16 protein-coding genes are annotated in these 18,745 nt (G+C 56.8%); 7 read left to right on the forward strand and 9 right to left on the reverse strand.

The genetic code is table 11. The annotated features are described in order from the left end of the window. Positions 1–2: 2 nt before the first annotated feature. On the reverse strand, positions 3–719 hold the full coding sequence (gene rph / locus ACOTYH_RS16775; RefSeq protein ID WP_063413361.1) for a ribonuclease PH: 717 nt from the start codon (positions 717–719) through the stop codon (positions 3–5). A 125-nt stretch (positions 720–844) separates the two neighbouring features. Between rph and ACOTYH_RS16780 the strand changes: the two genes are divergently transcribed. Together ACOTYH_RS16780 and ACOTYH_RS16785 are read left to right on the forward strand one after the other, a co-directional pair. Continuing rightward, positions 845–1,708 carry a YicC/YloC family endoribonuclease gene (locus tag ACOTYH_RS16780; protein ID WP_003860907.1) on the forward strand — a complete coding sequence of 288 codons (864 nt, stop codon included), beginning with the start codon at positions 845–847 and terminating at the stop codon, positions 1,706–1,708. A 208-nt stretch (positions 1,709–1,916) separates the two neighbouring features. Continuing rightward, the gene (locus ACOTYH_RS16785) at positions 1,917–2,534 is read left to right on the forward strand and encodes a trimeric intracellular cation channel family protein (RefSeq protein ID WP_015570045.1); all 618 of its coding nucleotides are present in this window, start codon (positions 1,917–1,919) and stop codon (positions 2,532–2,534) included. Positions 2,535–2,560: 26 nt separating this feature from the next. Here ACOTYH_RS16785 and etk read toward each other — a convergent pair whose 3' ends face one another. The 8 genes from etk to ligB form a co-directional block, all read right to left on the reverse strand. Continuing rightward, complete coding sequence (gene etk / locus ACOTYH_RS16790) at positions 2,561–4,738, reverse strand: tyrosine-protein kinase (RefSeq protein ID WP_045907000.1); 2,178 nt, start codon at positions 4,736–4,738, stop codon at positions 2,561–2,563. 22 nt (positions 4,739–4,760) lie between these two features. Beyond that, positions 4,761–5,204: a protein-tyrosine-phosphatase gene (locus ACOTYH_RS16795; protein WP_015570047.1), complete on the reverse strand. Its 444-nt coding sequence runs from the start codon at positions 5,202–5,204 to the stop codon at positions 4,761–4,763. After that, complete coding sequence (locus tag ACOTYH_RS16800; RefSeq protein ID WP_032652117.1) at positions 5,192–6,325, reverse strand: polysaccharide export protein; 1,134 nt, start codon at positions 6,323–6,325, stop codon at positions 5,192–5,194. Before ACOTYH_RS16800 ends, ACOTYH_RS16795 begins: the two co-directional genes overlap by 13 nt. A gap of 43 nt (positions 6,326–6,368) precedes the next feature. Next, entirely contained in the window at positions 6,369–8,462 is a 2,094-nt protein-coding gene (locus tag ACOTYH_RS16805) for a YjbH domain-containing protein (protein WP_193361109.1), read from the reverse strand. Beyond that, positions 8,462–9,199 (reverse strand): capsule biosynthesis GfcC family protein, encoded by a 738-nt coding sequence (locus tag ACOTYH_RS16810; protein ID WP_032668873.1) that lies wholly within the window; start codon positions 9,197–9,199, stop codon positions 8,462–8,464. Before ACOTYH_RS16810 ends, ACOTYH_RS16805 begins: the two co-directional genes overlap by 1 nt. Beyond that, complete coding sequence (locus ACOTYH_RS16815) at positions 9,196–9,840, reverse strand: YjbF family lipoprotein (RefSeq protein WP_047062550.1); 645 nt, start codon at positions 9,838–9,840, stop codon at positions 9,196–9,198. The genes ACOTYH_RS16810 and ACOTYH_RS16815 overlap by 4 nt, the downstream gene beginning before the upstream one ends. A gap of 115 nt (positions 9,841–9,955) precedes the next feature. Next, positions 9,956–10,252: a hypothetical protein gene (locus ACOTYH_RS16820; protein WP_032672160.1), complete on the reverse strand. Its 297-nt coding sequence runs from the start codon at positions 10,250–10,252 to the stop codon at positions 9,956–9,958. Between the two features lie 703 nt (positions 10,253–10,955). Then, entirely contained in the window at positions 10,956–12,626 is a 1,671-nt protein-coding gene (ligB, locus tag ACOTYH_RS16825; protein ID WP_305870705.1) for an NAD-dependent DNA ligase LigB, read from the reverse strand. A gap of 250 nt (positions 12,627–12,876) precedes the next feature. Here ligB and gmk point away from each other — a divergent pair, with 250 nt between their 5' ends. From gmk to recG, 5 genes are read left to right on the forward strand one after another with little or no spacing between them, the layout of a single operon-like run. Then, positions 12,877–13,500, forward strand: coding sequence for a guanylate kinase (gene gmk, locus ACOTYH_RS16830; RefSeq protein ID WP_006177710.1), 624 nt, complete (start codon positions 12,877–12,879; stop codon positions 13,498–13,500). A 54-nt stretch (positions 13,501–13,554) separates the two neighbouring features. Further along, positions 13,555–13,830 (forward strand): DNA-directed RNA polymerase subunit omega, encoded by a 276-nt coding sequence (rpoZ, locus tag ACOTYH_RS16835; RefSeq protein WP_000135058.1) that lies wholly within the window; start codon positions 13,555–13,557, stop codon positions 13,828–13,830. Positions 13,831–13,849: 19 nt separating this feature from the next. Further along, positions 13,850–15,964, forward strand: coding sequence for a bifunctional GTP diphosphokinase/guanosine-3',5'-bis pyrophosphate 3'-pyrophosphohydrolase (spoT, locus tag ACOTYH_RS16840; protein WP_003860921.1), 2,115 nt, complete (start codon positions 13,850–13,852; stop codon positions 15,962–15,964). A 4-nt stretch (positions 15,965–15,968) separates the two neighbouring features. Then, positions 15,969–16,658 carry a tRNA (guanosine(18)-2'-O)-methyltransferase TrmH gene (trmH, locus tag ACOTYH_RS16845; protein ID WP_116290703.1) on the forward strand — a complete coding sequence of 230 codons (690 nt, stop codon included), beginning with the start codon at positions 15,969–15,971 and terminating at the stop codon, positions 16,656–16,658. A 3-nt stretch (positions 16,659–16,661) separates the two neighbouring features. After that, a complete protein-coding gene (recG, locus tag ACOTYH_RS16850; protein WP_349401168.1) occupies positions 16,662–18,743 on the forward strand; it encodes an ATP-dependent DNA helicase RecG in 2,082 nt (693 codons plus the stop codon). Positions 18,744–18,745 lie beyond the last annotated feature (2 nt).

Consider the following 18,745-nt stretch of genomic DNA (forward strand, 5'->3'; position numbering starts at 1 on the left):
AATCAATTTTCTAACGCCGCTTTCTGCGTCGCTACAATAGATTCGATTCCCCCTCGGGCCAACGCCAGCAAGGTGAGCAGTTCTTCGTGGGTGAATGGCTCGCCTTCTGCCGTACCCTGCACTTCAATGATGCGACCATCTTCGGTCATCACCACGTTCATGTCGGTTTCTGCGGCAAAATCTTCAACGTATTCCAGATCGCAAAGCGCCTCGCCGTTAACGATACCAACGGAGACAGCAGCAACCATCCCTTTCATTGGGTTGGTTTTCAGCTTACCGGCGGCAACCAGCTTGTTCAGGGCATCTGCCAGCGCCACACAGGCACCGGTAATAGAGGCCGTACGCGTGCCACCATCGGCCTGGATCACGTCGCAGTCCAGCGTGATGGTGAACTCACCCAGCGTTTTCAGGTCAACCGCGGCGCGGAGCGCACGCGCGATCAGGCGCTGGATCTCCATAGTACGGCCGCCCTGCTTACCTTTTGCCGCTTCACGGGCATTACGGGTATGGGTTGCGCGCGGCAACATACCGTATTCGGCGGTGATCCACCCCTGGCCCTGACCTTTCAGGAAGCGAGGCACGCCCTCTTCAATGGACGCGGTGCAAAGCACCTTGGTGTCACCAAACTCAACCAGCACGGAGCCTTCAGCGTGTTTTGTATAGTTACGGGTCAGGGTGACGGGACGCACCTGGTTGGCGCTACGACCTGCTGGACGCATGATGGATTCTCCGGCTTGAAACGAATGTGGCTGCGCATTATACGGATAAAGGACGCTTATTCCTATCCTGAGAAGCCCCTGAAAGCTATAATCCCCCCATCTCTCCTTTAAAAACGGGAATGTCTATGATCCGCAGTATGACCGCCTACGCCCGGCGTGAAATCAAGGGTAGCTGGGGTAGCGCTACCTGGGAAATGCGCTCGGTAAACCAGCGCTATCTGGAAACGTATTTCCGTATGCCGGAACAGTTCCGCAGCCTGGAGCCTGTGGTGCGTGAGCGTATCCGTACGCGTCTGACCCGCGGGAAAGTGGAATGTAATTTGCGTTTTGAGCCCGATGCCAGTGCACAGGGCGAACTGATCCTGAACGAAAAGCTGGCAAAACAGCTGGTTAATGCGGCGAACTGGGTCAAAATGCAGAGCGATGAAGGCGAGATCAACCCGGTTGATATTCTGCGCTGGCCTGGCGTGATGGCCGCCGGAGAGCAGGATCTGGACGCGATTACCGCTGAAATCCTGGCTGCACTCGACGGCACGCTGGACGACTTTATCGTTGCCCGCGAAACCGAAGGCCAGGCGCTGAAAGCGATGATTGAGCAACGCCTTGAAGGCGTGAGCGCCGAAGTCGCTAAAGTGCGCGCTCATATGCCAGAAGTGCTGCAATGGCAGCGTGAGCGTCTTGTCGCCAAACTGGAAGAGGCGGAAGTTCAGCTGGAAAACAACCGTCTGGAACAAGAGCTGGTGCTGATGGCGCAGCGTGTGGACGTGGCTGAAGAGCTGGATCGTCTGGAAGCGCACGTTAAAGAGACCTACAACATTCTGAAGAAGAAAGAAGCTGTAGGCCGCCGTCTCGACTTTATGATGCAGGAGTTCAACCGCGAGTCGAACACGCTGGCGTCTAAGTCAATCAATGCAGAGGTAACCAATTCAGCGATTGAGCTGAAGGTGCTGATTGAGCAGATGCGCGAGCAGATCCAGAATATCGAGTAATTCCTTTCAGGGTGGTGTTGCCTCGCACACCACCCATTACTTTTTCTAATCCTTATTTAGCCTTACTTTCTTTTCCTCCCGCCTTATCACAAGCCCGCCAGGCATGCGTTGATAAATTTCTGTAGGGCAAACCCCCTCGCCTTAGAAAATCTCAATCGTGATCTTCCGCACAAATCGCTAATCTCCTCCTCTTCATTCCGGAGGGTTTATGCTGCTTCACATTCTCTATCTTATTGGCATTACCGCAGAAGCCATGACCGGCGCGCTCGCTGCCGGACGTCGCCGTATGGACACCTTCGGCGTGATTATTATTGCCACGGCCACCGCGCTCGGCGGCGGGTCCGTGCGCGATATCCTGCTTGGCCATTATCCGCTCGGCTGGGTAAAAAACCCTGAGTACGTCATTATCGTGGCAACGGCAGCCGTGCTAACCACGATTGTGGCCCCGGTGATGCCTCATCTGCGCCGCGTGTTCCTGGTGCTGGATGCGCTTGGGCTGATTGTTTTTTCCATCATTGGCGCACAAATCGCTCTCGATATGGGTGAAGGCCCGGTTATCGCCACCATTGCTGCCGTGATCACGGGCGTGTTTGGCGGGGTGCTGCGGGATATGTTCTGCAAACGTATCCCGCTGGTTTTCCAGAAGGAACTGTATGCCGGCATCTCCTTTGCCGCGGCAGTGCTTTATGTCGCCTTGCAGCACTATGTCACCAGCCACGATGTGGTGGTTATCTCCACCCTGCTGTTTGGCTTCACCGCGCGTATGCTGGCATTGCGCCTTAAGCTGGGCCTGCCCGTTTTTCATTACAAACACAATGCGCATTAATGTCAGAACGGGCAGGCGCCGGATAATCAGTTACTCGAGTAGTTGTAACCGTAGTGATGATAGCCGTAGCCGTAAGCGTTGCTTGCCCGCTTAACGACGCCGTTGAGAATCACCCCTTTGGTATTGACGCCACTCTGCTCCAGACGCTGTACACAGACCAGCATCTCCTTCACGCTGTTCATCCCGAAGCGGGCGACCAGCAGCGTGGTGCCTGCGCGACGACCGACAACAGCCGCGTCGGTGACCGCCAGGATCGGTGGCGTATCGATAATCACCAGATCGTAGCGTTCATTCGCCCAGTCCAGCAGCTGCTGGAAACGCGTATGCATCAGAAGCTCCGCCGGATTAGGGGGGATCTGCCCGCGCACGATGGTATCGAACCCGCCTTTATCGAAGGTCTGAACGCCCTGGGTATACTCCGCCTTACCGGACAACATCTCCGATAAGCCGCAGGTATTGTCGAGCTTAAACAGATCATGGGCATACCCGCGACGCATATCCGCATCAATATAGAGCACTTTCTGGCCCGCCTGCGCCACGACGGCCGCCAGGGTACTGCTGACAAAGGTTTTACCGCTGTCAGGCGTGGCGCCAGAGATCATCAGTATATTGTTCGCTGACTCCATCATCGCAAAATGCAGACTGGTGCGCAGGCCGCGAATCGCCTCCACGGAGAGATCGACCGGGTTATCCGCCGCCAGGAAGGGGATATGTTTGGTCTTATGGCGCAGCCCTGAGGACATAAAGTCTTTTTTGCGCAAACGCATCTTTTTAGCCAGCCATTCCGACAGCGGTACGGTGGCATAGACGTTAATCCCATGCTCCTCCAGCTGCTCCGGCGTTTCAATGCCCATACGCAGCATACTGCGCGCCAGGATCCAGCCCACAGAGACGAACAGACCCAGGAGAACCCCCAGAACGACGACCAGCGCTTTTTTCGGCTTGACTGGCTGCGGCCGGGTCACGGCCGGATCGATAATGCGGACGTTACCAATTGCGCTCGACCGGGCGATGCTCAGCTCCTGTTCGCGGTTAAGCAGCTGCTGGTAGATAACGCGTCCCGACTCCACATCACGGCTCAGGCGCAACACCTCCTGCTGGGTTGACGGCATGGACGATACCCGTTTATTCAGGCGGTTTTTTTCCTGCTCCAGCGTCTGGCGTTTCTCAATCAGCGCCCGGTAGGTGGGGTGATCTTTTTTGTAGAGCTGCGAAATTTCCGCTTCCCGGAAGGTCAGTTCATTGAGCTGATTGTCCGCATTTACAATCTGCTCCAGCACCGCTTTTGCCTCCAGGTTCAGGTCAACGGAGTCATTTTGCTGGCGATAGCGGTTGAGCTTCTCCTCGGCCTGGTCCAGCTCGCTGCGCACCTGCGGAAGCTGCTGCTTCAAAAATTGCAGGCTTTTCGCATCCTGCGCCGCCTGGCGAGCCACGTTCTGTTGTAAATAGTTATCGGCGATGCAGTTAAGCACGCGCGCCATCTCATCGGGATCTTCCCCCGTGATGGTCAGGCCAAGCATCCCACTGTCCTTGCTGCGCTCGCTCACGGAAAAACGCAGCTGTAGCGCGTCAATGGCCTCCAGCTCGCTCAGCTGTGTAATCGTAAATTGCGTACCCGGCTTCGCCTGGATAGCGGCAATGGTAATGGCGATATTCGCCGCGCTCAGCGGCTGTCCCACGACGCCCTGTAACGTCACGTTATCGCCTTCCAGCTGATAGTGGCCGTTCTCGCCGACGGTCAGCGTCAGCTTTTGCGCCCGACCCGCGACAGGGGGAAGATTGAGCATACGGATATCGACGATGCCAGGCTGTTGGCCGGTGAGCCGCGCCCAGCCGCGTCCGACAAGGGGAAAATGGTTTTCACTTACCTGCGTGCGCAGGTTCAGGTCATCAATCGTTTTACCGAGGATCATGCGCGACTGGAGAAGCTGAAGCTCCGGCGCCGACTCAGGCGAGGAGTCAGGGATGAACTCGCTAAGGTTACTGAGTAGCGCGTTGCCCTGCTTCTGTTCCACCTGTATCAGCGCATCGGCCTGATAAACTGGTGTGGCAAAGAGCGCATAAAGCAGTGCCGCCAGCGTGAACAGCGCGGTAAGGATGAGAATAAATTTTCGGTGGTCGAGCAACTCACCCAACAGGCGCACCAGATCGATCTCGTTATTCGCGGCAGACGCATCATGGGCGTGAAGGTTATTTGTTGACATAAAACGTAACTATCCCGTGTGATTAACTGAGCCGTTTCGCCCATTCCAGACTGGCCTGCTCCAGCAGCCCATAAACATATTCAAATGCGTCCCGGTTTTTACGGTAGGGGTCCGGGATCTCTTTTCTGCCCGTCCAGTGACCAAAGAGCATCATTTTGCCGCGCGCCTCCGGTGCGATAGCCGTGACCTGCTCGATATGTTCCAGCTCCATCGCCAGAATCAGATCGTAGTCGCGCACCATGGCGGGGGTGAGCCTGCGCGCCACATGGCCCTCAAGCAGGGTGCCGCGTTCGGCGGCGATCTCTGTCGCCTGTGAATCGGCGGTGCGCCCTTCCAGGCCACACGTTCCCGCTGAATCGACCCGGGCGGCGGGAAGCAGCCGGCGTAGCAGCCGTTCCCCAATGGGAGAGCGGCAGATATTGCCGGTACAGATCACCAGGATGGCGTTAAACGTTAGTTTGGCCATGTTCTGATATATCTCCCTGTTTCAGTCAGGTCATGTACGCCGGTAATGGTCGGCACAAGCTGAGAGATCACGCGGTTCCAGCGCACCAGCGGCGCGGTGGTGACATAGACGATGTCGTAAGGCTCAAGCTGAAATTCGGTGCTCAACACCATCGCGGTGGCATCCCGGGCGTTAAGCTGGTAGACGTTGGCGATTTTGCCGTTCTGCTTGCCCTGCAACGGACGAATCACAAAGATCCCCGTGGCGTCGGCCATATCCTGATTCACGCCCTGCGCATTACCCAGCGCTTCCGCCAGCGTCATGCCGCTACGGTCCATCTTCAGGGTGCTCTGTTTACCCACCTCGCCCATGACAAACACTTTCAGGTCGTCATTACGGGGAATGAAGAGAATATCGCCCGGATAGAGGAGTTTGTTCTGGGTGAGATCGCCGCGCTGCATCAGCGCGTAGAGAGAAATGTGCGTGTCCTGGCCGTTATGGGTCAGCACCACGTGGCGCCAGTCCGCCTCCGACGTCAGGCCGCCTGCCGCATTGATCGCATCCATTATGGTCAGCGGAATGTTGGTGATGGGCTGCTGGCCAGACTTGGCCACTTCGCCCGTCACGTAGGCTTTTTGCGAGCGGAACGCCGCGACGCTGACATCCACCTGCGGGCTCTCAATCACCGAGTCCAGCCGGGCGGCGATCTCATCGCGCACCTGGGCCAGAGTTTTGCCGACGACGCGGATTTTGCCGATATAGGGGTAGAAGATCGTGCCATCGGCATTCACCCAGTTGCCCGTATCGCTGGCGCTACGGTACTGACCTGCGGGGGTGGTCAGCTCCGGGTGGTCCCATACGGTAACCATCAGCACGTCGCCGACGCCGATGCGATATTGGTAGTTCTGAAGCTGGCGATCCAGTTCAGGATTCGCGCAGGAGTCGACTTTGCCAGGCAGCAACTGCTCCACCAGCCCCGGCGTGAGCGGATAGACGTTGACCATCTTATTCAGATCGTAATTGCTGTCAGGCAGATCGATAATATCTTTGCCCTGGGTGCTAAGTCCCTGGCCCGGTACGATAGTACAACCGCTTAACGCCATCATAGCCAACGCAAGCACGGAAAATTTAACGTTTTTCATTCAGGAAAATCATCTGGTTAAGTAATGCCTGTTTCATCCGGTACTACTGCCCTACCGGGGTTTCGCGTTCTGACGTCATGTCATAGAGCTGATATTTACGGCCTAACATCTGGCCGCCATCACGCGTGAGAGGCGTCCACGAGACCACCGCCCGGTTGCGATTTGGGCCGATCGTCATCAGATCAAGCGGGATCGAGATGTAGAAGCCTTTGCTAAAGCCACCTTCGCCATAATCCTCTTTCGAGACGTTGGTCAGCGCCGCCCAGACGCCTACCGTCACGCCGCTGTCGAATCGCTTCGCGACGTCGAGGGTGGCGCCTTTATCCTTCGCCAGGTACTGCCCGACGCTCAGCTTCATCAGCACGCTGTTGAGCTTCGCCGGGTTCCAGTAGGCGGTGATAAATCCGGTTGGCGCGCTGTAGTCGGTGAAGCGCATCATGTCGTCCCAGTCGCGCTGCTTGACGTAGTTCGCATCCACGCCCAGCGCCCAGTCGCTATCCAGCGGGCGCCAGAGCGCCTCTGCTCCCACGCCGCCGTACATGGTTTCGAGGTAGCCGCCATAAATCTGGGCATAGAAGCCGTGCCCCAGCGCATCGACATAGTTGGCCTGTAAGTTGTTGATGTAGAAGTCATTGCTGACATAATCGCGAATATGGGTTCTGACGCGCGGCAGGCTGGAGTCAGCGGGAAGCAGCGAGGATTTGAACTTGTCGTAGTTGTTATAGAGGTTGGCGAACACGCCGCCGTCGAGCAGCAGACGATCGGTCAGCCAGTAGCTGGCGCTGGCCATCACCCCCACTTGGAACATATAGAAATCTTCCGGACCGCCCAGCGACTGCGCCAGCGTCGGTTTGACGCTGTAGCTGAAGCGATCGGCGCGAATACGGTAGCCGCGCCCGAACGCTGTAGTATCCACAGGCTCGACGCGCTGCTGCCTGAGCGCCTCCTCCTGGCCGAGCGGCTCTCCCGCCAGCTGTTTGCGCAGGCTGGCGACGTCGGTTTGCGTCGTGACCAGCGGCAAATGGTCACGCCGCTGGGTGATAGCGATCGTGTCGACCCCGTCGGGCAGGTTATTGATCAGAATACGGTTGGCGCGATCCACCGCTTCGCGCGGATCGCGATAGCGATACTGTTCGCCGGTCATGTATAAGGTATTGCCGTGCTGAAGGATCTCCGGCGCATCGAAGCCTGCGTTGTACTTAAGCGCGGTGAGCTGGTTTGCCGCCGAGGTATAGTCCAGCGTCTCGCCTGCCGGTGCCGGTTGCCAGGCCGGTTTCGGGTTATCACGCAGCGCGGGGCGCAGATCGTTAAAATTGGTCCGCAGGGTGAAGCCAAACATCAGCGTATTGCCGCGCTCGTAGCTGAGGTTGAGATCGGCCCAGTCGGCAACGCGATAGACCGCCCCCACGTTAATATGGCTCGACTGCTTAATGGAGCCGGCAAAATCATCGGCATAATTGTTGCCGTCATACTCGAGCTTCAGGCGCAGGGGCTGCCAGGGTGTCTGATACTGGAGTCCGCCAAACAGCGACGCCGGACCACGAAACATATCGCTAAAGCTGATATCCCCGGCATCATGTGATTCGCCGCGGGTGCAATACTTATTGTTGTCGTGGCACAGCGGGTTACCCACGTTGTCGCTATTACCGGGATATCCCCAGGCTATTCCAAAGGTAAAATCGACCGGTCCGGCCATTTTACTGGCAACCAGATATTCACCGTCGAACAGGCCGGTGCCCGCAATATCGCGCTTGCCGAGCGCCACCTGCGGCAGGCTATAGTCCTCTTCCCACAGACGAACCTTAAAATCGAACGACTTATCCTTGTAGCTTTGATCGCCGCTGAAATCCTCGTCGCTGCTGTATTTGCGGGTGCGGACGTCGGTATAACGAATCGTCCCTTCCAGCCACGGAAAGAGCACGACCGAAGAGGAGTAAAAACGATACTGGTTGTTATCGCGGTAGTTGACGCTGAATTCCCCTTCCCGGCCAAAGCGCGCGTCGGGCATTTGCATCAGGCCGGTGCCGCCAAAGTCGGACTGTGAAGGTCCGGTCGGATCGGGCCAGGTACGCAGTTCCGCGTGGCAGGCAGAAGAGATCGCCAGAGCAAGGCCGCTCAGTAAAAAAAGTTTGTTCATCAGTCAGGTATCCGCCGCGTCAGGAGCGCAACGATTTGCTCATTCAGACCGGTAAAATCGTCCGGCACCGCCCGGGGATCAAACCCCACCCACAGAACAGCGCCCGGCTCTGCTTCAATATGGCGTGCGTTCCAGTACGCCACCGGCGCAACAACCCTACTGCCGTCAGGATCGATAACGGTCACGTTATTCCTGTCGGCGCCAGCCAGCCGCAGCTGCCCCTGTAAGTAATCCCTGATGCTTGCGCCCGGTCGCCAGGCCAGTTTCCCCGGTGTGGCGACCGCCCCCATCAGCGTGACGGTGCGGGGCGCAGGCGAGAGCCACAGATCGTAACGGCCCTCAAGGGAACGATCGCCGCGGGCGTCGGTACGCACGGCGTCTGGATCGAGGCTGACAAACTGCCGCCCGACGATCCGCAGGGAGCGGATCTGTGCAGCGACAGCGCGAATGGTCGCGATCTGCTCGTCATCGGCACGATTCTGCCAGGCTGAAAGCGACGCCAGCACCTGCTGTTGCGTCTGTTGCGCTCGCCGCGTGGCGGAAGGGGTTGCGATGACAGCGCCCTGCCACCAGACGTTGTTCAGCTGCGGCTGGGTGACCAGCCGGGAGAGCGTATCGGCCTGTCCAGCAGACCACGTTTTGCCCGGCTGATGCACGGTAACGACACTTGCGCATAAGGCGGGCAGGCTGAAGAGAGATAGCCCTACGCCAGGTAACCATTTTCTGAGTCTGTTCATGGGGCGGGCTTCAACATCGTCATGGTGACAGGGAATACGCCCGCGCCGAGCATCTGTTCGCTCTGGCGTACCTGGCCGGTGGCGGAATCAATCCAGAAGGTGTTATGCCAGCGACGATCGAGGCCGTCGGCCTGCACCGTCTCCTGCCAGACCTGACAACGTAGCGTGTTTCCGGCAAGGGTCAGGTTTTCCGTCCCGCTCAGGGAGAAGCGCGAGGTCAGGTGTACGGAGCGATACCGCCCCTCTTCCTGCCAGCGCACATCGCGCGACCACTGGCTGCCGTCGCGGAGCTGCGGCGTGTGGCGCAGCGGATCGTGCTCAAGGTTGGTTACCTCAAGCAGGTTATAAGGGAGCTTGAGCGTGTGGATAAGGCGACCGTTATGCGTGACGATCATCGCATTATCCTGCGATAACCACTTACTGTTTCCCTGTTCGATGTATCCGAGAACCACCAGGATCCTCGGGCCATTATCCAGACGCAGGTACATGGTTGAGTATGGGAGCACCTGAATCTGCCCGTCCGTTACCGTCACATCCTGGCGCCCGTCCAGGCTGGCGTTAAAGGTCTCAATAATGCTCTGCTGGCTCGGCGTACATCCCTGGATCAGCAGAGTCATGATGAGCAGAATAAACAGTCTCACCAGAAATCCTTGATTAAATAACATTGAAATCAATTAAATACCCGGCTTTGATATCGCCACCGGGTCAAGTCGTTGCGCAGTTCAGCGCAAGGCTATATCGCCTTGCGCACCAGCCTTAGCGGGTAACTGTCGTCGTGGAAGTACCATTGCCTGAGTCATCGCCACTGTCGCTTGCCGCGACAACGGCTAACGTCGCTACGCCGGCAATCGCAGCGGTGGTGACAACAGCGGTTGTCCCAATCGCGCCTGCCGCCAGTCCCCCCGTAGTGCCAGCGGTAGTTCCCACCGTTGCTCCGGTTGTTGTACCGGTTGTTGCTGCGCTGGTACTACCTGCTTCGGTGGTAGCGCCTATAGCAGGCAGGGCAGTCGCCAGCGTGAGTGCCATCAGCACTGTACAAAGCGTCCTTTTCATTTTTGGTCCTCATTCAAATGAAGGAAAATATGAGCACCTGGAAACCAGGTCCCGGTTAACGGGCATAAAGCCCGGGGCTGAATTCCGGCCCGACAGGGACGGAAAATCATCCATGTAAAAGCCCTGGGCTCTGAACACCAGCGCATATAAACTGCCAGGATATATTTCGGTACCCTTAATTGCTTCAATTGGAGTTCAGATAGTTAACCCCCTCACGGGGCGCAAAAAGAAAGGAAAACGCAGAGTGATGCGAAATGCACCCCAGCGGTAACTACCTTAAAAATTTTGGATAAGATAATTCTTATAATAATTTGACGCAATGATTTCCGGCAGAATAAATATGACTAATTGTTAACCAGAAAACACTCAACATATTATTAATAAAATAGTTAAACAACTGAAATTAAAAGCAAAAATACGAACAATACTCAGGCTGCATTGCCTATAACTCCTTCATTCCCGGCTATTACTCTCGATTAATAGTGATTGAGATCAATTAAGCCGTTCTCTCAAAGAAAATAAAAACGCAAGCAGAGCAAATTCTGAAATTGGGTTCAGGGATAATATTTCCTAAAAATATATTTACCATGAATAATTCATTTATATTCATAATTATTGCGTATATAAACCGCGTCTCATAAATACGCTATTCACGGCAGCGGAAGTGTGCCCCCTCGCCAGTCTGTTCAGGAGCGCACGCAGATTAAAATCCACCGATGTGCTCTGCGGCCAGCCATTTTGCCAGGGCATCAATCTGAGGCTGATGCAGCCAGTTTACGATCTGGCGGGCCTTCTCCTGCCCGACACCCGGCAGCATCCGCCACTCCGCTTCGCTTCGCTGAATCAGCGCCTGCCAGGTGCGATCCCCTGCCGCCTTGAGCGTCGACCGGGCCAGCGGTATTCCCATCGCGGTGATCCAGCGGATAAAAGGTCGCTCCCGCGCCAGGTTAAACTGATGCCACAGCGCAGCGCCATGCGATGCCGATATCCCCGGCGTCGCGGTGAGCTGCGCCTGCGTGAGCTGTAGCCAGGAGAAGAGGTGCTCAAACCGATGCGCCTGATAGAGGGTCCGCCATCCTGATTCGCCCATTCCTTCGATATCTAACGCCTGCCTGGAACTTAGCCACGTCAGCCGGGCAAAAAATTGCTCCATGCACTCCGGGGAGGCATAGAAACAGGTTAAACCGTTATAGCGCGATGAGGGCGGCTGCGGTTTACGGCGATCCACATTGCGCCACACCACGTTATCCAGCCGGGGAATACCTTGTCCCGCCAGGCTTACCAGCACCTGATCGCCGGGGGCAATATCCAGCCTCTGCCAGCGGTTAACCGACCCTAAGCTGACGCGCTGTACGCGTTTATCGTCGAGCATCAGCGGCTCAAGCTGCGCAATCGCGGTGATCCGCCCGGTACGGCCAACGGTAAAGTGAATCGCTTTGACTTCCGTCACCTGGGCCACAGGAAGGTATTTCCATGCGACGACCCAACTCCCTTCCCCCGGCAGCCATCGCTCGCCCGGCGGCTCTGCCGAGGCGCGAACCACAATGCCATCCGTGGCGAAGGGCAACGAAGCCTTAAACCAGGCCGTCCGCTGCGCCTCCACATCAGCCGCGTTTTTAACCGGCACGGTATAGCGGGCCGTCAGGGTAAAACCTGCCTCCGCCAGCGTGGAAAGGCGTGCTTTCATCGCTTTTGGGCCGTTCGGCCAGGCCCAGATAAAAATGCCTGTCTGCTTCAGCGCTGCGCGATCGGTCGCGCGCATCATCGCTCCCGCTACCTTCGCACGCGCGTTCATCCCTCCCATCCGCTGCTGGATATGCCCCTCGCGCAGCAGAAAAAGTTCACCCTGCAACACGCTGTTGGCAAGCGGCCCGGCCAGCGTTTGCGGAATAGCGGGGATCATTCGCGCCTGTGCCGTCCACTCTTCCCCCTGTAAGCCGTCGCCCCGGCTAATCGCTTGCACCAGCTTGCCGTTTTTGTAGACCAGGGTGACCGCAACACCATCCACCTTTGGCTGTACCCAGAGATCCTGCTTCGTCGCCATCCAGCGGCTAAGCGCCTGCTTGCTTTCTACTTTATGCACGCCGGTATGGGCGAAGGGATGTTTCACCGTCCCACTGGCGGCTGGAAGATCGTCGTGCAGCGGTTCATCGTGAAAACAGCGCTGCCACTGTTTTAAGCGGGCGTTAAGCCTGTCGTAAACGTCGTCGCTCACCTCGCTGCGGCCCTGCTTCCAGTAATCATCATTCCAGCGGGTCAGCTGCGCCTTCAGGGCCGCGATCTCCTGCCCGGCTTTAGCCGGTGACCAGACCGGGCAGATAGCCATCGCCTCGCTGCTTAAGAAGATCATCAGTATGCTTATCCATTTCACCATTATTACCCCTCCCTGTTTTGCGAAGGGTATACCCTGCCCGGGAGCCGCAGACCAGCTGCAAAATTGCATTTTACGAGCGCGCTTCAGCGCATTGTTTTTATTGCAGCAAAAAGAAGGTAAAAGCTGAAAACGGCACGCAAAATTTAATCATCCAGGGGAAAAAGTGTGACAAAGGCTACGTCACACAGCGGCGACGTGTATAATAAGCCCGTATGTAGGACTTCTTCGTTAACACATACAAAAGACTCTCATGGCTCAAGGCACGCTTTATATTGTTTCTGCCCCTAGTGGCGCGGGTAAATCCAGCCTTATTCAGGCACTGTTAAAAACCCAACCGTTGTACGATACGCAGGTTTCTGTTTCTCACACCACGCGAGCACCGCGTCCGGGTGAAGTGCACGGTGAACACTATTTCTTTGTGAATCACGACGAATTCAGAGCGATGATTGGCAGAGACGCGTTTCTTGAACATGCAGAAGTTTTCGGTAACTACTACGGTACTTCGCGTGAAACCATTGAGCAGGTTCTGGCGACCGGCGTTAACGTGTTCCTGGATATCGACTGGCAGGGCGCGCAGCAAATTCGTAAGAAAATGCCTGATTCGCGCAGTATCTTTATTTTACCGCCATCGAAAGATGAACTGGATCGCCGCCTGCGTGGTCGCGGCCAGGACAGCGAAGAAGTTATCGCGAAGCGTATGGCGCAGGCAGTTGCAGAAATGAGCCATTACGCGGAATATGATTACCTTATTGTGAATGATGATTTTGATGCCGCGCTAAGCGATCTCAAAACTATCCTTCGCGCAGAACGTCTGCGTATGAGCCGCCAGAAGCAGCGACATGACGCATTAATCACCAAACTGTTGGCAGACTGAACCCACTTTCAGTATCATGCCCAGTCATTTCTTCACCTGTGGAGCATTTTAAGTATGGCACGCGTAACTGTTCAGGACGCTGTAGAGAAAATTGGTAACCGTTTTGACCTGGTGCTGGTCGCCGCGCGTCGCGCTCGTCAGATGCAGGTAGGCGGTAAAGATCCGCTGGTACCGGAAGAAAACGATAAAACCACCGTTATTGCACTTCGCGAAATCGAAGAAGGTCTGATCAACAACCAGATCCTCGACGTGCGTGAGCGCCAGGAGCAGCAAGAGCAGGAAGCCGCTGAATTACAAGCTGTTACCGCTATTGCTGAAGGTCGTCGTTAATTAAACCTGCGGGTCGCCCTTGTATCTGTTTGAAAGCCTGAATCAACTGATTCAAACCTACCTGCCTGAAGACCAGATTAAGCGTCTTCAGCAGGCGTATCTCGTTGCACGTGACGCTCACGAGGGCCAGACACGTTCAAGCGGTGAACCCTATATCACGCACCCGGTAGCGGTGGCCTGTATTCTGGCCGAGATGAAACTCGACTACGAAACGCTGATGGCCGCCCTGCTGCATGACGTGATTGAAGATACCCCTGCCACCTACCAGGACATGGAACAGCTGTTTGGCAAAAGCGTTGCCGAGCTGGTGGAAGGGGTCTCTAAGCTTGATAAGCTGAAATTCCGCGACAAGAAAGAGGCGCAGGCCGAAAACTTCCGCAAGATGATCATGGCGATGGTGCAGGATATCCGCGTCATTCTCATCAAACTGGCTGACCGCACCCACAATATGCGCACGCTGGGCTCACTTCGCCCGGATAAACGTCGCCGCATCGCCCGTGAAACCCTCGAAATTTACAGTCCGCTGGCGCACCGTTTAGGTATTCATCACATTAAAACCGAGCTGGAAGAGCTGGGTTTTGAGGCGTTGTACCCGAACCGCTATCGCGTGATTAAAGAGGTGGTGAAAGCCGCTCGCGGTAACCGTAAAGAGATGATTCAAAAGATCCTCTCTGAAATCGAAGGGCGTTTGCAGGAAGCGGGCATTCCGTGCCGCGTGAGCGGTCGCGAAAAGCATTTGTACTCTATCTACTGCAAAATGGTGCTCAAAGAGCAGCGTTTTCACTCGATCATGGATATCTACGCGTTCCGCGTCATCGTCCACGATTCAGACACCTGTTATCGCGTGCTGGGGCAGATGCACAGCCTGTACAAGCCGCGTCCGGGGCGCGTCAAAGATTACATCGCCATTCCAAAAGCGAACGGATACCAGTCTTTGCACACCTCCATGATTGGCCCGCACGGTGTCCCTGTTGAGGTGCAGATTCGTACCGAAGATATGGATCAGATGGCGGAGATGGGTGTCGCGGCGCACTGGGCTTATAAAGAGCACGGCGGCGAAAGCAGCACCACCGCGCAAATCCGCGCCCAGCGCTGGATGCAGAGCCTGCTGGAGCTGCAACAGAGCGCAGGTAGCTCGTTTGAATTTATCGAGAGCGTTAAATCCGATCTCTTCCCGGATGAAATTTACGTTTTCACGCCGGAAGGGCGCATTGTCGAACTGCCTGCGGGCGCGACACCGGTCGACTTCGCTTACGCCGTGCATACCGATATCGGCCATGCCTGCGTAGGTGCCCGCGTCGACAGGCAGCCTTATCCGCTGTCGCAGCCGCTTTTCAGCGGACAGACGGTGGAGATCATTACCGCGCCGGGGGCACGTCCTAACGCCGCCTGGCTGAACTTTGTCGTGAGCTCAAAAGCGCGCGCAAAAATCCGCCAGCTGCTGAAAAACCTCAAGCGCGACGACTCCGTTAGCCTTGGGCGTCGTTTGCTCAATCACGCGCTGGGTGGCAGCCGCAAACTGGCAGAGATCCCACCAGAAAACATTCAGCATGAGCTGGAGCGTATGAAGCTCGCCTCGCTGGATGACCTGCTGGCAGAGATTGGTCTCGGCAACGCCATGAGCGTGGTCGTGGCGAAGAATCTGCAACAAGGCGAAACGACAGCCGTTCCTGCCACCACGCAAAATCATGGTCACCTGCCGATCAAAGGCGCTGACGGGGTGCTCATCACCTTCGCCAAATGCTGCCGTCCTATCCCGGGCGACCCGATTATTGCGCACGTCAGCCCAGGTAAAGGGCTGGTGATCCACCATGAATCCTGCCGTAACATCCGTGGCTATCAGAAAGAGCCAGAGAAGTTCATGGCGGTCGAGTGGGATAAAGAGACGGCGCAGGAATTTATCACTGAAATCAAGGTGGATATGTTCAACCACCAGGGTGCACTGGCGAACCTGACGGCAGCGATCAACACGGCCTCGTCCAACATTCAAAGCCTGAATACGGAAGAAAAAGATGGCCGCGTTTACAGCGCCTTTATTCGCCTGACCGCCCGTGACCGCGTGCATCTGGCCAATATTATGCGCAAGATCCGCGTGATGCCGGATGTCATTAAAGTCACCCGTAACCGAAACTAGCATTATGAATTCAAAACGTTACGAGCGAATCTGCGAAATGCTCGCCAGGCGTCAGCCTGATCTGACGGTCTGCATGGAGCAGGTCCATAAACCTCATAACGTCTCTGCTATCGTCCGCACCGCAGATGCCGTCGGCGTGCATGAAGTCCACGCCGTCTGGCCAGGCACACGTATGCGTACCATGGCCTCCACCGCCGCAGGCAGCAACAGCTGGGTATCCGTGAAAACTCACCAGACTATTGGTGAAGCGGTCTCGCACCTGAAAGGGCGTGGCATGCAGGTTCTGGCAACCAACCTCTCTGCTAAAGCCGTGGATTTCCGTGAGATCGACTACACCCGTCCGACCTGCATTTTAATGGGCCAGGAGAAAACGGGGATCACGCAGGAAGCACTGGATTTGGCCGATCGGGACATCATCATTCCAATGATCGGCATGGTCCAGTCACTCAACGTGTCGGTCGCCTCAGCGCTGATCCTATATGAAGCGCAGCGCCAGCGTCAGAATGCCGGAATGTACGAGCGCAGCAACAGCATGCTGCCGGAAGAGGAGCAGCAGCGCCTGCTGTTTGAAGGTGGCTATCCGGTGCTGGCTCGCGTTGCGAAGCAGAAGAAATTGCCTTACCCCCACGTCAACGCGCAGGGCGAAATTGAAGCCGATGCCGAGTGGTGGTCCACCATGCAGTACGCGGGGTAAATCATGAAAGGCCGCCTGCTGGACGCCATACCGCTCAACAGCCTGACGGGCGTGGGCGCGGCACAAAGCAGTAAACTGGCGAAGATAGGCCTGCACACCGTGCAGGATCTCCTGCTCCACCTCCCCCTGCGCTACGAAGACCGTACTCAGCTTTATAAGATTGGCGATCTGCTGCCCGCTATTTACGCCACCGTTGAAGGGGAAGTGCTGAACTGCAACATCACCTTTGGCGGACGCAGGATGATGACCTGCCAGATCAGCGACGGCACCGGCATTCTCACCATGCGCTTTTTCAACTTCAATGCGGCAATGAAAAACAGCCTTGCCACTGGACGACGCGTACTTGCGTACGGTGAAGCCAAACGGGGCAAATACGGCGCGGAGATGATCCACCCGGAATACCGCGTGCAGGGCGATCTCAGCTCACCTGAGCTACAGGAGACGCTCACGCCGGTCTATCCAACCACTGAAGGCATTAAGCAGGCTACGCTGCGCAAGCTCACCGACCAGGCGCTGGAGCTGCTTGATACCTGCGCCATTAACGAGCTGCTGCCGCCGGAGCTGGCGCAGGGCATGATGAGCCTGCCGGAGGCGTTGCGCACCCTGCACCGTCCACCGCCAACGCTTCAGCTTGTTGATTTTGAGAGCGGTAAACACCCCGCCCAACGGCGTCTTATCCTTGAGGAATTACTGGCTCACAACCTGAGCATGCTGGCCCTGCGCGCAGGTGCGCAGCGTTTCCACGCGCAGCCATTAAGCCAGCGTGATGAGCTCAAAGATAAGCTGCTGGCCTCACTGCCGTTTAAACCCACCGGCGCCCAGGCGCGGGTGACTGCCGAGATCGAACGCGATATGGCGCTGGATGTGCCAATGATGCGCCTGGTGCAGGGCGACGTGGGTTCCGGTAAAACGCTGGTCGCCGCGCTGGCCGCTTTGCGCGCCATCGCCCACGGTAAGCAGGTGGCGCTGATGGCACCGACGGAACTGCTGGCCGAGCAGCACGCCAACAATTTCCGGAACTGGTTTGCCCCGCTGGGAATTGAAGTGGGCTGGCTGGCCGGGAAGCAGAAGGGCAAAGCGCGCCTTGCGCAGCAGGAAGCCATTGCCAGCGGGCAGGTGCAGATGATTGTCGGCACGCACGCCATTTTCCAGGAACAGGTGCAGTTTAACGGCCTGGCGCTGGTCATTATCGACGAACAGCACCGCTTTGGTGTTCATCAGCGTCTGGCGCTGTGGGAGAAAGGTCTGCAACAGGGCTTCCACCCGCATCAGCTGATCATGACCGCCACGCCAATTCCGCGCACCCTGGCGATGACGGCCTATGCCGATCTGGATACCTCCACCATCGACGAACTCCCCCCGGGCCGTACGCCGGTGACAACGGTCGCCATTCCGGACACGCGCCGCAGCGACATCATTGACCGCGTGCGCAACGCCTGCACCCAGGAAGGGCGTCAGGCTTACTGGGTCTGTACCCTGATTGAAGAGTCTGAGCTGCTGGAAGCGCAGGCTGCCGAAGCCACATGGGAAGAGTTAAAGCTCGCCCTGCCGGAGCTGAACGTCGGTCTGGTTCACGGGCGCATGAAGCCTGCCGAGAAGCAGGCGGTGATGCAGTCGTTCAAACAGGGCGAACTGCATTTACTCGTTGCGACCACGGTCATCGAAGTGGGCGTGGACGTGCCGAACTCCAGCCTGATGATTATTGAGAACCCGGAGCGCCTGGGCCTGGCGCAGCTCCACCAGCTACGAGGCCGCGTGGGCCGTGGTGCGATCGCCTCTCACTGCGTGCTGCTCTACAAAGCCCCTCTGTCGAAAACCGCGCAGATGCGTTTGCAGGTATTACGCGACAGCAATGACGGCTTCGTCATTGCGCAAAAAGATCTGGAGATCCGCGGCCCGGGCGAACTGCTGGGCACGCGTCAGACGGGTAACGCCGAATTTAAAGTGGCGGATTTGTTGCGCGATCAGGCCATGATCCCCGAAGTACAACGCCTTGCGCGTCATATTCATGAACGCTACCCCGAACAGGCGGCAGCGTTAATTGAACGCTGGATGCCGGAAACCGAGCGGTATTCCAACGCCTGACG

Source organism: Enterobacter cloacae complex sp. SHL001, from assembly GCF_049236825.1.
In the GTDB taxonomy this organism is placed as follows: Bacteria; Pseudomonadota; Gammaproteobacteria; order Enterobacterales; family Enterobacteriaceae; genus Enterobacter; species Enterobacter hormaechei_C.

Bases quoted from the DNA above. Each gene is read 5' to 3' on its own strand.
- etk (WP_045907000.1), bottom strand. From the start codon at position 4,738: ATGTCAACAAATAACCTTCACGCCCATGATGCGTCTGCCGCGAATAAC.
- ACOTYH_RS16800 (WP_032652117.1), bottom strand. From the start codon at position 6,325: ATGAAAAACGTTAAATTTTCCGTGCTTGCGTTGGCTATGATGGCGTTA.
- ACOTYH_RS16820 (WP_032672160.1), bottom strand. From the start codon at position 10,252: ATGAAAAGGACGCTTTGTACAGTGCTGATGGCACTCACGCTGGCGACT.
- ACOTYH_RS16805 (WP_193361109.1), bottom strand. From the start codon at position 8,462: ATGAACAAACTTTTTTTACTGAGCGGCCTTGCTCTGGCGATCTCTTCT.
- recG (WP_349401168.1), top strand. From the start codon at position 16,662: ATGAAAGGCCGCCTGCTGGACGCCATACCGCTCAACAGCCTGACGGGC.
- trmH (WP_116290703.1), top strand. From the start codon at position 15,969: ATGAATTCAAAACGTTACGAGCGAATCTGCGAAATGCTCGCCAGGCGT.
- rph (WP_063413361.1), bottom strand. From the start codon at position 719: ATGCGTCCAGCAGGTCGTAGCGCCAACCAGGTGCGTCCCGTCACCCTG.
- ligB (WP_305870705.1), bottom strand. From the start codon at position 12,626: ATGGTGAAATGGATAAGCATACTGATGATCTTCTTAAGCAGCGAGGCG.
- gmk (WP_006177710.1), top strand. From the start codon at position 12,877: ATGGCTCAAGGCACGCTTTATATTGTTTCTGCCCCTAGTGGCGCGGGT.
- ACOTYH_RS16780 (WP_003860907.1), top strand. From the start codon at position 845: ATGATCCGCAGTATGACCGCCTACGCCCGGCGTGAAATCAAGGGTAGC.
- ACOTYH_RS16795 (WP_015570047.1), bottom strand. From the start codon at position 5,204: ATGGCCAAACTAACGTTTAACGCCATCCTGGTGATCTGTACCGGCAAT.
- ACOTYH_RS16785 (WP_015570045.1), top strand. From the start codon at position 1,917: ATGCTGCTTCACATTCTCTATCTTATTGGCATTACCGCAGAAGCCATG.
- ACOTYH_RS16810 (WP_032668873.1), bottom strand. From the start codon at position 9,199: ATGAACAGACTCAGAAAATGGTTACCTGGCGTAGGGCTATCTCTCTTC.
- rpoZ (WP_000135058.1), top strand. From the start codon at position 13,555: ATGGCACGCGTAACTGTTCAGGACGCTGTAGAGAAAATTGGTAACCGT.